This window comes from Stenotrophomonas sp. STEN030 (assembly GCF_056759995.1).
Window position 1 is genome coordinate 1 of sequence record NZ_JBRREB010000032.1, and the last position, 14769, is coordinate 14769.

Genomic DNA, 14769 nt, shown 5'->3' on the forward strand with positions numbered 1-14769 from the left:
CCCGGCTCCATTCAGCTCTCGGCTACACCACGCCTTTACAGATCGAGCAGCAATATCAACAGGTCAGGAGTGTCCCCTGACTACCTTATCCATGGAATCCGGGGCAGTTCAAACTGACCCCTTTTACGATTGGAGAGAAGAGAAATTCTTTGCTTTTCGCCTCAAGCCACCGCAAGTGTTACTAGGACTTGCCACATCGAATTGACGCCAATCCGGTACATGGGCACTCATCAATGCCTTAAAGACCTTCCCATGTGTTGAATAGCGAAGATGCAACAGCTCATGGACAATGACGTAGTCTTGAAAGCACTCGTCTCGATCAAGCAGGTCGATGGCTAAAGTAATCGTTCCTGACGATGAGCATGATCCCCATTTCTTGCGCATATCTTGGACACGTACAACACGAGGGTTCACCTTCAACTTGATCGCCCATGTCATCGCACGACGCTTCAGATCCTGCGCTGGGTAGCCTGAGGGCTTCATTTATCACCCTCCATAAGCAGTATCTGGATGACGAGATCAACAACGCGCGCCCGTTCAGTCGCAGCCAAAGCCAGAAATGGCTTATACATTGCCGCCCGTAGCCGCCGCTGCTCGTCGGCATTGACTAGCGCATTCGGGAATCGGCTAAGTAATTCCTCAGCCTCCTTGGCCAGAAGCATAGGATCGAGGGCTTCCGCCTTGACGGAGATGTCGTCACGCAGAACCCAGGCAACAGCAAAAGCACGAGCCGACAAACCGCTGTCACGGGCTGCCTTCATTGTCGCTTCTTTTTCCGTGGCAAGTGCCGCCAACTGATCCATTGCTGCCAGACCGGTGGTTTTTCGCTCCTCCAAATCCTTCAAAATGCGTTCGGCCCGGTCTTTCAGCGGTTGAAGCACGGGCGCGGCGGTAGGGTCTGCGTCGATTTCCTGCTGCAAGCCGCGCACGAGGTTGAACACTTTGCCCTCGTCGCTGCCCTTGTCGCCGCGCAGGGATTGCAGTGTGGCCACATCAAAGGTGACGCTCTTGGTGAGCCGCCCCAAGCCTTGCTGTTCGGCGCTTTCTTCGATCAACCGGCGTGTCTTGTAGGCTAGGTCGGCGATGAATCCGACCTTCTCCGCATAGGCATTGCGTACCGCTGCATACAATTGACTCAACTGCTTGTAGCTGGCGATGTGGTCGCGTAGCTCTGGCGAGGGCGAGAGGATTTCCCACAGCGCCTCGATTTCCTTGTATTGGTCGAAGAAGGCCTTACGTGCTTCAGGTTCAAGGAAGCGCCCGAATACCAACTTTTCCAGCCGTTCGTCCGGCGCGCCCTCTACATTGGCATCGAGGTATTCCTGCTTGGCCTGCGCAATGCGCTGCAGAAAATCCTGCAAGAGCACATCCAGGTCCTCAATCACGCCACCCACGTCGCTGGAATCAAATTTCAGCGCCTTCTTCAACTCACGTAGGACACCGACGAAATCCACCACCAGCCCCACGCGCTTCTGCACGCCATTGGCATCCACATAAGGCCGGTTCACGCGCGCGATGGATTGCAGCAGCACATGGTCGCGCATAGGCTTGTCGAGATAGAGGCAGTACAGCGGCGGTGCGTCGTAGCCGGTGAGCAGCTTGTCGGTGACAATCAGAATCTTCGGGTTTTCGGCGGGCTTTTTGAATAGCAGGCGCGCCTGCTCTTCAGCCTCGTCAGAAAGCTGCAACTTCGCCACCAGCGGGCGGTCAATCGCATCTGCTGCGTTCTGGGTGTAGACCGGCGCACTCCATTCCGGCGGCAGCAGCTTATCCAGAGCTTGTTTGTACTTGGCGCAGGCTTCCCTGTTCACAGCCACCACGAACGCTTTGTAGCCCAGCGGCAGCACGTTTTCCTTGAAGTGCTCTGCAACGAAGGCCGCTACCTTTTCGATGCGGTCGTCAGCGGTCAGAAAGGTGCGCAGTCCCACGGCGCGGTCAAGCACCTTGTTGAGCTCCTCCACATCCGACACGCCTTCGCTTTCGGCCAGTGCAAAAAACTCCTTGTCCAGCCGTTCGGCGGGCACAGTCATTTCGCTGGGGGCCATTACATGCTTGATCGGCAGCGTGGTTTCGTCGGCGATGGATTCGGCAATCGAGTACTTGTCCAGATAGCCGGCTTCATCCTGCGTGCCAAAAATCTTGAACGTACCTTCACCCTGAGCACTGCGCGCAATCGGCGTGCCGGTGAAACCGATGATTGTGGACATCGGCAGCGCCGCCATCAGGTAGGTGCCCAAGTCCTTCGCCACCGAGCGGTGCGCCTCGTCGATGAAGACATAGACGTTGTCGCGGGCACAACTATCTTTCTTGATTTCATCGAATTTGTGGATCATCGAGATGATGAGGCCGCGAAAATCTGCATCCAGCAGTTGCTGCAACTTCGCCTTGGTGTTGGCGCGCTCCACCGCGATGTCCTGTGCCTGCATCTCACCCAGCAGCCGTTCCACCCAGCCTTTCAACTGACCTTCCAGCTCGGTGCGATCCACGACCAGTAGCACGGTGGCATTTTGGAAGCGCACCTTGTCCTCCAGAATCTGCCGCGCCGCCGTCAGCAGCGTGAAGGTCTTGCCCGAACCTTGTGTGTGCCAGACCAGCCCGCGCGTCTTGGCCGGGTCTGCACAGCGCTCAAGGATGGCGTCAATAGCGCGGCGTTGGTGCTGGCGCAGCACGGATTTTCGGGTTTCGCCGTCCTGCACATAAAACAGAATCCAGTGCTGCAAAGTGCGCAGGAATTCGCTAGGCTCGAAGAACGCCTGCACCGCGAAGCGGTAGCTTTCCTCCGGCGCCTGCTTCCATCGCGCCATGTCGCGGCGGTTGGCGTTCCACGTCACGCCATACCAGTAGTCGAGCAGGTGCGTCACGTTGAACAACTGCGTGGTCGCCAGCAGTTCCGGTGTTTCCAGTTCGTAGCGGCGCAGTTGCTTGATGGCGCGCTCGATGGCACCGCCGTCCTTCGGGTTCTTGTGCTCGACGATGACCACCGGCACGCCGTTGACCACGAACATGACATCGGCGCGGTTGCCCTTGGGACGAGCAGGCGACTTGATCTTCCATTCCCAGGTCACGTGAAAGACATTCTCCGCCGGATGGTCGAAGTCAATCAGCGTCACGCCACGATGACGCTTTTCGGCTTCGTCGTACCAAGCGTGTTCGCCGCGCAGCCACGACAGCAGCTCCCGATTACCGTCGATGCTGGCAGGCAGCGCGTCCAGCGTTTCGACGATGGCACGCACGGCGTCCGCCGTCAGCCAAGGATTGAAGGTGGTGAGCTTGCCCTCCAACACGTCGCGGAAGAAAGTGCCCGCATCGCCGCCCCGCATGGCACGAGCATCATCGGGCGTGATGGTTGTCCAGCCAATTTCTGCTGCGTGACGAACCATCGGGAACTGCACGGTACCCGCTTCGCTGATTTTCAGTGGCTTGTTCATGCCGTGGCTTCCAGGGTTTGTGCCGGAGCCACAGGCAGTGCCGACAGATCGAGGTCCACAACGCGGATTTCGCCGGTCAAGAGCTTGTGGAGCAGGGATTGGAACAGTTCTTCCAGCACAGCACGCTTTTGGCGGTGTAGTGCGATCTTGCGATCTAGAGCGTCGAGGATGGCGATGATTTGATTTTGCTCGTCATCAGTCTGCGGATACACAACGGGCAGGTCGCGCACGATTTCGAGGTTGAGGTTCTGCTGCTGTCCGCCGTGAGCGAGAGAGCGAATCTCGTCGTATCGCCAGGTGAGGAAGTGGTACAGATAGCGCGGCAGAACGACATCATCCTTCGGCGTGATCGCGGCGCAGGCTTGATTGCAGGCCGCTTCGATGCCGAGAATGGCGACCTTGCCGCGCGTCACGCCCTGCCCATACATCGCCATTAGCAGAGTGCCTGAAGGCAGCATTTTGGCGGCGGAATTCTCGAGCCCTGCTGGCGTAATGTGCTCTTCGGTTTCGCTGATGACGCAGTAGTTCACTTCGGTGGTCTTGACCCACGGAATCGTGCCGTCCGTCCAGAACGAAGGATTGCTGCGCGACGGCGTGCCGCCGGAAACAACCGTGTGATGTGCGCTGAGCGAGTCTAACTCCCAGCTTTCCGGCACAAGCCCGATCTCGGTTTCCTTCTGCGTCTCGCCGCGCAGGCCGCACGTGAACAGGCTAGTCATGGTGACGCGCTTAAGTTCTACCAACACATCAACGAGGTCACGTTCAACCCGATACGCCTTGCGGACGCCGCCGATGAGCTGCACGAGTTCCCTCTGTTCATCCAGATGTCGGACAGGAATCTCAAATCGTAGGTACTCGCGCCAATCCAGATTTCGGATGCCCGTCGTCGCGCGCTGGAGCGTTTCCGTGGCGCCGCCTAGATAGAGGGCGTGGAGGTAGAGCGCAACATAGTCGGGGTCAAACGTGTCTTGGTCACGAACGCGTAGCGTTGTCGTGAAGTTACTGGAGAAATATGCGCGGTCATCCGGTGGCACAAACAGCGCAACGCGCCCAACCGGCTGCTTTGGCCCTCCGCCTGAACGCTCCACGACAATGTCGCCTTGTGCAAGTTGCCGCTCAGAAAAATGACGCTCCTCGACATCCAGCTCGACAACATCATCAAAATCAAGAAGGCCATCGCCGCCGAAATTCGTGGCGCGCAGCACTTTCGCGGGTTTCAGCGGGGCGCGTTCACCCCTCCAAAGCCCGCTGATTAGCTGGAAATAAGATTCATCGTTCAACGCAACTTGCTTCACGCTTTCTCTCCCGATGATGTAATGGGCGCAAGCATGGGCTGAAGAGTCGCCCATAGGTCATCACCGGTCTTGGTAAGTTCATTTGCCAAACGAACCAAGTCCTCAATACTGCGGTGTTTGGCATCTCCGTTTTGCCCCACCCAGCGGCTAGGGCTCAAGTTGTAGTCCGCTTCGTCAGCTTGCTGCGTGGTGATAACCGCTAATTCGCCCTCGACCGGCTCGCCTTTCTGGTACATCGCCGCCAGTGGGCGGATGTCCTCCTCCGGCAGATAGTTCTTCGGCTTGCCCTTGCGGAAGTGCTTGCTGGCGTTGAGCAGATAAATCCTACCCTTGCGCGCTGCCGGCTTGCGCTTGTTCAGCACTACGATCACGCCCGCCGCCGTGGTGTTGTAGAACAGGTTCTCGGGCAACAGGATCACGCCGTCGATCAAGTCGTGGTCTACAAACCACTTGCGAATGTTGCGCTCCTTGTCCTCGTTCTTGCTGCCGCTGCCGCGCGTCACCGCGCCGGTATCCAGTACCACGCAGGCGCGGCCATCATCGTCCATCGCGGACAAAGTGTGCTGCAACCAAGCCCAATCCCCCTTGCCGCTGGTGATGCCGCCCGCCGTCTGGAACCGCTCAAACGGGTCGTTTTTGAATAGGTCGACAGCGAAGGACTGGTTCCACATCGGGTTGGCCACCAGAATGTCGTGACCTCGAATCCTGCCCGCTGCGTCGCGGAACTTGGGATTGATCATGGTGTCACCACGCGCCAGTTCCACCTCCATATCGTGGATGATGGCGTTCATGCGCGCCACGGCGTAGCTTTCGGCCTGTAATTCCTGGCCACTTAACTTCACAGGCACGCGACTGGTGGGGTCGAGTTCGCGGGCAACGAGCTGCATTTTGATCAGCAGGCCCGCCGAGCCGCAGGCGTAGTCGTGGCAGGTTTCGCCAGGGCGCGGGCGCAGGATGTGCGCCATCAGGAAGCCCACCTCGGTTGGCGTGAAGAACTCGCCCGCGCTCTGGCCAGAGCCTTCAGCGAACTTGCGCAGCAGGTATTCGTAAGCGCGCCCCAGAAAGTCGGGTTGCACGTCTGCCAAGCCAAGGCGATAGCGTGGATCGGAGAAAGTCTCGACCACGCCGCGCAATTTGGCAGGGTTGATGTCACGCTCACCGTTGCGCTCGGCAGCGAAGTCCACAACATCCAGCACGCCAGAAAGGTCGGGGTTGTGCTTCACAACGGCGCGCACGGCGCGGGTGAGGTGTTCACCGATGTCTCGCGGAGCGGTGCTGCGGCTTTTGTCATCCAGCGGCCAGTCATAGGCTTCGCGCCCGCTCAGGATGGCCCAGCGTGCTTCGGGCGGCAAGTAAAAGCGCAGCAACGAATGGTCGGCTTCGGTGATTTCCAGTGCGGTGGCGCGGTCTCCGTAGTCTTCGGCAAGACGCGCGATCTCGTCATCGAATACATCCGAGAGGCGCTTTAGGAATAGCAACGGCAGCAGATAGTCCTTGAACTTGGCAGCATCCTTTTCGCCCCGAATGGAGCACGCGGCATCCCACAGCATTTGTTCCATCGGCTTGGTGGTGGAAGCGGCCGCAGCCCGCCGCCCCCGGCGAGGCGTTGCAGAAACGGATGCCTGCCCTTGACCTGCGGCGGATGCCTCCGAAACACCAGCTTCCAGCGCAAGAGTCGCAATTGCCTCTTGCGCCGCACGCTGCGGCTTGCTGCTACCCCCCTCCCAGCGATTGACGGTGGCAAAAGACACCCCAAGACGCTCAGCAAGTTGTTCTTGGGTGAGATTTAGCTCTGTGCGAATAGCACGAAGCGTTGTGGCGAAATCACGGGCTATATTTGTCATGTTTGATATATTTGCTATATAGCAAATATTTGTCAAGAGATTCTTGGTTGCACGATGAAAAGGGGGCCGAAGCCCCCCCCTGCCACTCAAACCAGACCGTGTTCTGCAAACGACACTGTGGCTCCTCCCGCCACGATGACGTGATCCAGCGTGCGCACCTCCACCAACGTCAGCGCATCCTTGAGCCGCTGTGTCAGCACCTTGTCGGCGTTCGACGGCTCGGGATTTCCACTCGGATGGTTGTGCGAGAGGATGACTGCCGCCGCATTGAGCCGCAGTGCCTCCTTGACCCCCTCGCGTGGATATACCGATGCACTGTCGATGGTGCCGTGGAACATCTCCCGGTACGCGACCAGCCGGTGGCGAGTATCCAGAAACAGCACAGCAAAGACTTCATGCTCAAAGCCTGCCAGCTTGTTGCGCAGGTATTCCTTGACCAACGCCGGGGAAGTGAACTCAGCACCACGCTGCATCTTCAGCTCGATGGCCTGGCGTGCCGCTTCAAGAATTTGATCTACCGATGCCGGCAGGTAGCGCCCGTGGGCGTCACGCACCAGCAAAGCATCATCGAACGAGGAAAAGGACAGTTGCGACATGATCGTGCTCCGGTTGCTCGGGCGGAATTGCCCGGAACCGTGGCCAGCACGGCGCAGCGCAAGCAGTCAGGGATCGAAGACGACCGGTAGGCCGCAAGCGTGCGAGCACGCGCAGTCATTGACGGCGAGAACGCCGTGATACGGTGAAGGGAACAGCAAGACCGCCTACACCCCACTCAGCCACACCCCCGCCGTTGGCAAGTGCGCAGCACACGCAGGCCCGGCTCAACGATCCAGGCCAGAGGCGTCAGGGATCAGCGCCGAATGGCTGTGATTCGGCACGAAGCACAGGGCGCAGCCCGCGAGCCCGACGGCGGTACGCCGGGACGCACGACTATGGCTTGTCGTCCTTGGGGGACAGCGCGCCGCGAGATTCGAGCAGCCGCCGCGTGTTCTCCAGTTCCTTTTGCAGCAACTCGGCATCCGGCAGCACCGTCCGGTAGTTCGCCGCCATCACCTTCGTCGGCAAGCCATCCAGCGCATACCGCGCCAGAGCATGGCCTTTGGCGCACAGGATCAGACCCACCGGCGGATTCTCGTCCGGGTAAGCCCAATGCTCCTTGGCATAGTTGCAGTACATATGCATCTGCCCCACATCTGCATGGGTCAGGCTGCTCAGCTTCAGGTCGATGATGACTAGGCAGCGCAGCTTGCGATGGAAGAACAGCAGATCCACCCGATACCAGGGCTGGTCGATGCGCAACCGGCGTTGCCGCCCAACGAAGGTGAAGCCTTCACCCAGTTCCAACAGGAAGTCTTCCAGCCGCTGGATCAAGGCCGCTTCCAGGTCGGATTCGGAATACTCGTCCTTGAGGTTCAGGAACTCCAGCACATAGGGGTCTTTGATCGCATCGTCAGGCCTGACGGCATCCTCTGGCCTCGGCGCTGCGCCCTTGACCAGCATGGCCGCCTTGTCCTTGGACAAGGCCGTGCGCTCGTAGAACTGACTTCCGATCTGCCGATCGAGCTGGCGCACGCTCCAGCCACCGCGCAGCGCCTCTGTCTCATAGAACTGACGGGCATGGTTATCCTTAACCGACAATAGCCGGACATAGGCCGACCACGGCAGGGTGAAGACCTGGGACAGTTCGAAGAGGTCGAATTTCCGAGACACCGTCTCGGAATTTTCGATGCTCAGTCCGTCTTCAGATTTCCGAGACAGTGTCTCGGAAATTGCCTCATGGGGGTAAGCGACGAAGAAACGCCGCATGTTCTCCAGGTTGTCCGGGCTGAAACCGCGCCCAAATCGTGCCGTCAGGTCGGCGGACAACCGCGCCATCAACTGCTCGCCGTAACCGGCCCGTCGTCTGCCTTTCTGCTCGGCCTCGACGATCCGGCGGCCAATCTCCCAATAGCTGGCCGTCATCAGCGCATTGACGCTACGCGCTGCTGCCTTGCGCGCGATATCCAGCAGCTCCACGATGCCGCCGTGGATGCCGGCATAGCCGGCCGGTAAGGCGGCAGGTTTCCGCGTTGCCACGGGAGTCTTCCTTGTCATGCTGTCACCTCCATAGAACGGGAAGCCCCGGTAATCGCCAGCCGCCGATTTGCCACCAGTTCGGCCGCATCCCGCACCGGCTTGTCCTCGGTATGAACATAGTGCATAAACATCGCCACGGTCTTGTGGCCTGTGAGCTTCATGCCTACCTTGGTCGGCACGCCCGAGTTGGCAATATCGGTCGTCGCCCGGTGACGGATACCGTGCGTGCCAACGTGCGGCACGCCAGCAGCCTTGAGCACGCGTGTCCAGCCGCCGTAATGTTCGCCTTCGGTTATGTGTCGGGTCGGATCGTTGGGCGACGGCAGGACGTAGGGGCAACCTTCCCGGCGCGGCGCGGTGGACAGCAGTCGATAGGCTTCCTCGCTCATGGGCTTGGAAATGCCACCGGTCTTGCTGTCAGGCCAGACGACTCGGCGCTTTTCCAGATCAACCCACGCCCATTCGAGCGGGCAGATTTCGGAGCGGCGGGCGGCGAACTCGAATTGCAGACGGATCGCCAGCGGGATGACCTAGTTCTCCAGTCCTTCTGCTTCCAGATGTTCCAAGTGGCGGAATATCCGCACCAGTTCGTCGTCCACGATGAGCCGGGTTTCCTTGCCGGGCGGGTACATCGGGACGTGTCGGCACGGATTCGTGCCGTCTGGGCGCAGCCCCCCACACTTCGGCCAGGTTGAACATCTTGCGCAGCACGCCGAAGGTGCGGTTGGCCTCGGCCTGCTTGTAGGCCAGCTTCTTCATCAGCGCAGCCACGTCCGGGCGCTTCACGTCCTTTACCTTCATCCGGCCCATGATCGGGATGATGCAACGGTCTATGACGCCCTGATAGCCGCGCTGCGTGCTGGGCTTGTTACGCTGCTTGGAGTAGTCCTCCATGAAGGTATGGCAGAACTCCTTCATGGTCGGTGCCTTGCGGGCGGCGTTCTTGGCTGCGCTGGGGTCGCCGCCTTTGCGCACCTCGGCCAGCCACTCTTGCGCCATCGTGCGCGCCTGATCGACCGTCAGCTCCCCGTACTGGCCCAGGGCGGGCTTACGGCGTTCACCGGCGTTCGTGCGGTACTGGAGCATGAACACCTTGCGACCCGCCGGGGTGATCTTGCACAGGAAGCCGGGCACCACGGTATCCAGCAGTTCGACGGCCTTGTCTTGGGGTTGTGCCGCATCGACTGCGGACTTGGTGAGCTTGATCTTCGCCATATTGACTCCTCGGAAAGCCCGGTTTCCAAGAGCCGCATGGGAGCCACGCGAGGGGAAGCCGGGTCAAATTTCGGAAAGCACCGGCATATGTTGAACTCGCCTAAGTGATTGATAAACCTGCTGTATCGAACCTTGGCGTAGTCCAGCGAATTGCGGTACTGGAGTCATCGTGAAACAAAAAAAGCCGCTGGCGAACCAGCGGCTTTTCTGGAACAGCTTGGAAGCAGAAGTTATTACTTCTTGGCTTCTTCAGCAGCGTCCTTGGCCTGTGCAGCAACGTCTTCAGCAGCCTTGGCAGCGTCGGTAGCGGTGGCAGCAGCAGCGTCGGTGGTGGCAGCAGCAGCGTCGGTAGCAGCCTGGCCAGCAGCGTCAGCAGCGGTGGCGGCGGTGTCAGCAGCAGCCTGGGCAGCGTCAGCGGTAGCAGCGCCAGCGGTGGCAGCAGCGTCAGCAGCGCCCTGGGCTTCGGTTGCAGCGGTGTCAGCGGCAGCGGCGGCGTCAGCAGCCTGCTCCTGCTTCGAGCAGGCGGTCAGGGCCAGACCCAGGGTCATTGCGATCAGCAGCTTGTTGATGCTCATTTGTGAATCCTCGTCGTGAAATTAGGCAACGCGCCATTGCGCGCCGGGAACATGATGACAAGCCCATTTCGACTGTCAAGCGGTCCCGCATTCAGGTTTTGAATTATCTGAAATTTTTCAATCAAATCAATTCAATGGCGATGGCAGTTGCTTCGCCGCCGCCGATGCAAAGCGACGCAACGCCACGCTTGAGGCCGCGTGTGCGCAATGCATTTACCAGCGTAACCACCAAGCGGGCACCCGATGCACCGATGGGATGGCCCAATGCACAGGCACCGCCATTGACGTTGATCTTGGCGTGTGGAATGCCCAGCTCGCGGATCGGTGCCATCGCCACCACGGCGAAGGCTTCGTTGATCTCGAACAGGTCGACGTCGGCGATGGTCCAGCCGGCTTTTTCCAGGACCTTGCTGATCGCACCGATCGGCGCGGTGGTGAACCACTCCGGTTCCTGCGAGTGGGTGGCGTGTGCGGCAATGCGTGCCAGCGGCTGCACGCCGCGCTTGGCGGCATCGTCGGCGGACAGCAGCACCAGCGCTGCGGCGCCGTCGGAAATGCTGGAAGAACTGGCGGCGGTGACGCTGCCATCCTTCTTGAAGGCCGGGCGCAGGGTCGGGATCTTGCTGACGTCCGACTTGCCCGGCTGCTCGTCCTGGTTGAACTCGACCTCGCCCTTGCGGGTGGCAACCTTGACCGCAACGATTTCATCGTTGAACGCGCCGTTGGCCTGCGCGGCCTGTGCGCGGGCCACCGATTCAATGGCGTAGGCGTCCTGCTCTTCGCGGGTGAAGCCGAACTTGGCCACGGTGGCCTCGGCGAACACGCCCATCGACTGGCCGTCATAGGGGTTGGTCAGGCCGTCCCACGCCATGTGATCCACGGCCTGGAAGTTGCCGTAGCGGTTGCCGGTACGGGAGTTGGGCAGCATGTGCGGAGCGTTGGACATGGATTCCATGCCACCGGCAACCACGATGCTGGCCGAGCCGGCCTTGATCAGGTCGTGGCCGAGCATGATGGCTTTCATGCCCGAGCCGCAGACCTTGTTGAGGGTGGTGGCACCGGCGCTGGTCGGCAGGCCGGCGGCGAGTGCGGCCTGGCGGGCGGGCGCTTGGCCAAGGTTGGCCGGCAGCACGCAGCCCATGATGACCTCGGACACGTCCGCGGCGGGGATGCCGGACTGCGCCATGGCGGCGCTGATGGCAGTGGCGCCGAGGGTCGGGGTAGGGACGCCGTTGAACTGGCCAAGGAAGGAGCCAATGGCGGTACGCTTGGCGGCGGCGATGACGATGTCAGACATGAGCAATCTCGGTTATACCTTTCGGCAATTATCGAACGTCTGCAGGATCGGGCACATTGGACCAACGGCACATCCCCACAGGCAGTGGATTGTCGTTGCAGTATAGAAGGTAGCCGGAGTGCTACCGGGATCAGGTAATACCTGAATTGGCGAATCATCCATAGGAAGGGGAGCAAGGGAATGACTACTGCAATAGTGAGCAGCAAATTGGTGCGCGGCGTGTTGGCCAGTTCATTGGCGCTGGCGTTGGCAGCCTGCGGCAGTGGTAGCGGGCCCAAATCCGATCCGCCGCCGGTGACTCCGCCGCCTACGACACCTCCAGTAACCCCGCCGGTGACCCCGCAGCCTGCGTTTGATGCCCACCTGGCATTGACCAATACGCAGGCCGCGCACGCCATGGGACTGACTGGTGCGGGCTACCGGATCGGCGTGATCGACTCTGGGGTGATGCGCAACCATCCCGCGTTGGCCGGGCGTGTGCTGGCTAACCACAACTATCTGAACCCCGCACAGAACAATCTGTCGGTGGACGATGTAGTTGGGCATGGCACCACCGTCGCCCAGCTTGCCGCGGGTGCTCCTACCGGGCAGTGGCCGGGCGGTGTCGCACCGGGCGCGCAGATCCTGTCCGCGCGCATCATCGCCGACAAGTCGCCAACCGACGATGGTTCCGGCAATGGTAATGAAGTTACCGGTGCGCTGGGCATGGCCGCGATCCACGCCGACCTGATCCGCGATGGCATGCGCATCATGAACAATTCCTGGGGCGGCCTGTACTGGACCCGGCCGAACGTCACGGCGGAGATTGCCAACGAGTACCGTCCTTTCATCAACAACAATGATGGGTTGGTGGTGTTCGCCACCGGCAACGAATCAAAGCCCAACCCTTCCGACATGGCGGCGTTGCCGAGCAAGGTTGGCAGTCCTGGCAGCTATCCGGCGGCCGACCTGGAGCGTGGCTGGTTGGCAGTGGCAGCCTTGGATACGGCCAAGCCGACGGCGTTGGCGACCTACTCAAACGCCTGCGGCGTCGCCAAGAATTACTGCCTGGTGGCGCCGGGGACATCGGTGTTCCTGGGACAGAACAGCACGGCCAACAATCTGTCCTATTACTACGGCAGTGGCACCTCCTATGCGGCGCCCTTGGTGTCGGGGGCTGCAGCGCTGGTGTGGCAGGCGTTCCCGTACTTCAACAATGACCTGGTCCGGCAGACCCTGCTGGGGACTGCGACCGACCTGGGTGAAGCCGGGCCGGATGCGGTGTTCGGCTATGGCCTGCTCAATGTCGGCAAAGCGGTGAAGGGGCCGGGCAAGGCCGATTGGGGTGATATCAAGGTCAATGTGAGCCAGCTCGGGCTCAATTCGGAATGGAGCAATCCGATCAGTGGTGCCGGCGGCCTGGTCAAATCCGGCACTGGCTCGCTGGGCTTGTCCGCCGCCAATACCTATGCCGGTGCCACCCGTATCCAGCAGGGTACGCTGGCGCTGCGCGATGGCGGCTCGATCCGTTCCAATGTCAGCATCGACGCGCAGTCCAATCCTTCGGCTGCTGCACTTCAGTTCATGGGTGGCACCACGCGCGTGGTGGGCAACGTGGACAACGGCGCCAGCGTGATTGTGCTCAGTAATGAGGGCTCGGCTACGATCGAGGGCAATTACGTGCAGCGCTCGGGCGCACGCTTGATGGTTGCGCTCGGTTCCAATGCCTTGCAGGTGACAGGAACTGCAAGCCTGGATGGTGGAGTGATGGTAAATGGCGCCGTCGCCGGCTATGTGCCGCAGGATGGTCGCCGTCAGGACCTGTTGCATGCGGGCGGGGGTATCAGCGGGCAATTCGCAACCCCGGCTACTGGCAGCACCGGCGTTACCTTGCTGCAGACCCAGTATGGCTATGACACCAATAACGCCTGGCTGCAGCTGGACCGGGTCAGTGTCACTACGGCGGCAAACGCTGCCAGCGTTGGTTTGCGCGCAATGTCGGCAGCGCAACGGGTGGAGCAGGCGTTCGAACTGCTGGATACCGATGCCGGTCTGCAGGCCACGGCGTTCGGCTCGGCAGCGGCAGCGGTGCAGGGCGTCGGCGGTGGTTTTGCCGGCTTGGCCCAGAGCCTGGAGAGTCTGTCCGGGCAGGCGCACGCCACTGCCACGGCGATGACTTTCGACAGCATCGACATGAGCCGGCGTGCGCTGTCCAGCCAGTTCGCCGAGGCTGGTGCGCGACCGGCGGCTAGTGGTGTGTGGATGCGCAGCCTGGGTGGCGGCGGGCAGGGCGGCTATCTGGGCAGTGACTACAGCGTTGGCGGTTGGATGATGGGCGGCGAAACCGCGCTCTCCAGTAATGCGGTACTGGGCTTTGCATTTGGCGAAACCCGTGCCAATACCAGCGGTGGCGTGGCCCAGGATCGCAGTCGCGACCGCCAGACCCAGTCGCAGCTCTACGCTGGCTGGCAGCGCGGCGACGCCTATGTGCTGGGCCAGGCCGGGTTTGGCCAGTACCAGCGTGAGCTGGATCGCGGTCTGTTGCTGGGTTCCGAGCGCGCCGGGGTGCATGCGCGTTATAGCGGCAACTTCCTGTCGAGCAGCGTCGAGGCCGGTTATCGGCTCGGCCATGCTAAGGCGCAGCTGACACCGTATCTGGGTGCGGATTACACACGCATCGACGGTGGCGCATTCAACGAACAGGGCGGCTACGGCTTCGGCCTGCGCGCCGATGACTGGAGCAGCAGCCGGGTGCAGGCCTTGGCTGGTTTGCGCGGGCAGTACCTGTGGAAGCGGGTGGCATTCAATGGTTATGCCGAATGGCAGCAGGCGCTGGGTGGCAATGGCCTGAGCCTGGATGCCAGCTTTGTTGGCGTGGATACCTGGGCGCCGATTACGGGCCTGCAGCCGTCGCGTTCAGGCGGCTTGTTTGGCCTGTCGGTGGACTCGTGGCTGGCCCGCAATACCCGTTTGTCACTGGGCTATGACCAGCGCTTCGGCCCGCGCGGTGACAACCGACAGGTATCGCTGCGTCTGCAGCAGGCGTTCTGATCAGGCAGC

Annotated in this window: 11 protein-coding genes; 1 reads left to right on the forward strand and 10 read right to left on the reverse strand. The window is 60.9% G+C overall.

What is annotated here, in order from left to right; genetic code table 11:
* Window positions 1-123: 123 nt before the first annotated feature.
* From ACVOLR_RS12310 to ACVOLR_RS12355, 10 genes are all read right to left on the reverse strand, one after another.
* Window positions 124-483: a M48 metallopeptidase family protein gene (locus ACVOLR_RS12310; RefSeq protein WP_481536673.1), complete on the reverse strand. Its 360-nt coding sequence runs from the start codon at window positions 481-483 to the stop codon at window positions 124-126.
* Entirely contained in the window at window positions 480-3428 is a 2949-nt protein-coding gene (locus tag ACVOLR_RS12315; protein ID WP_481536674.1) for a type I restriction endonuclease subunit R, read from the reverse strand. The genes ACVOLR_RS12310 and ACVOLR_RS12315 overlap by 4 nt, the downstream gene beginning before the upstream one ends.
* The gene (locus tag ACVOLR_RS12320; RefSeq protein WP_481536675.1) at window positions 3425-4723 is read right to left on the reverse strand and encodes a restriction endonuclease subunit S; all 1299 of its coding nucleotides are present in this window, start codon (window positions 4721-4723) and stop codon (window positions 3425-3427) included. The genes ACVOLR_RS12315 and ACVOLR_RS12320 overlap by 4 nt, the downstream gene beginning before the upstream one ends.
* Window positions 4720-6567 carry an N-6 DNA methylase gene (locus ACVOLR_RS12325; protein ID WP_481536676.1) on the reverse strand — a complete coding sequence of 616 codons (1848 nt, stop codon included), beginning with the start codon at window positions 6565-6567 and terminating at the stop codon, window positions 4720-4722. Before ACVOLR_RS12325 ends, ACVOLR_RS12320 begins: the two co-directional genes overlap by 4 nt.
* Before the next feature lie 86 nt (window positions 6568-6653).
* The gene (radC, locus tag ACVOLR_RS12330) at window positions 6654-7163 is read right to left on the reverse strand and encodes a RadC family protein (protein ID WP_481536677.1); all 510 of its coding nucleotides are present in this window, start codon (window positions 7161-7163) and stop codon (window positions 6654-6656) included.
* 334 nt (window positions 7164-7497) lie between these two features.
* Window positions 7498-8661 (reverse strand): PDDEXK nuclease domain-containing protein, encoded by a 1164-nt coding sequence (locus ACVOLR_RS12335; RefSeq protein WP_481536678.1) that lies wholly within the window; start codon window positions 8659-8661, stop codon window positions 7498-7500.
* On the reverse strand, window positions 8658-9170 hold the full coding sequence (locus tag ACVOLR_RS12340; protein WP_481536717.1) for a site-specific integrase: 513 nt from the start codon (window positions 9168-9170) through the stop codon (window positions 8658-8660). The genes ACVOLR_RS12335 and ACVOLR_RS12340 overlap by 4 nt, the downstream gene beginning before the upstream one ends.
* Window positions 9091-9858 (reverse strand): integrase arm-type DNA-binding domain-containing protein, encoded by a 768-nt coding sequence (locus ACVOLR_RS12345; protein ID WP_481536679.1) that lies wholly within the window; start codon window positions 9856-9858, stop codon window positions 9091-9093. The genes ACVOLR_RS12340 and ACVOLR_RS12345 overlap by 80 nt, the downstream gene beginning before the upstream one ends.
* A 233-nt stretch (window positions 9859-10091) precedes the next feature.
* On the reverse strand, window positions 10092-10433 hold the full coding sequence (locus tag ACVOLR_RS12350; RefSeq protein ID WP_481508349.1) for a hypothetical protein: 342 nt from the start codon (window positions 10431-10433) through the stop codon (window positions 10092-10094).
* A gap of 121 nt (window positions 10434-10554) precedes the next feature.
* Window positions 10555-11730: a thiolase family protein gene (locus ACVOLR_RS12355; RefSeq protein WP_481536680.1), complete on the reverse strand. Its 1176-nt coding sequence runs from the start codon at window positions 11728-11730 to the stop codon at window positions 10555-10557.
* A 180-nt stretch (window positions 11731-11910) separates the two neighbouring features.
* Here ACVOLR_RS12355 and ACVOLR_RS12360 point away from each other — a divergent pair, with 180 nt between their 5' ends.
* Window positions 11911-14760, forward strand: a complete 2850-nt coding sequence (locus ACVOLR_RS12360) for a S8 family serine peptidase (RefSeq protein WP_481536681.1) — start codon at window positions 11911-11913, stop codon at window positions 14758-14760.
* The last annotated feature ends 9 nt before the right edge of the window (window positions 14761-14769 follow it).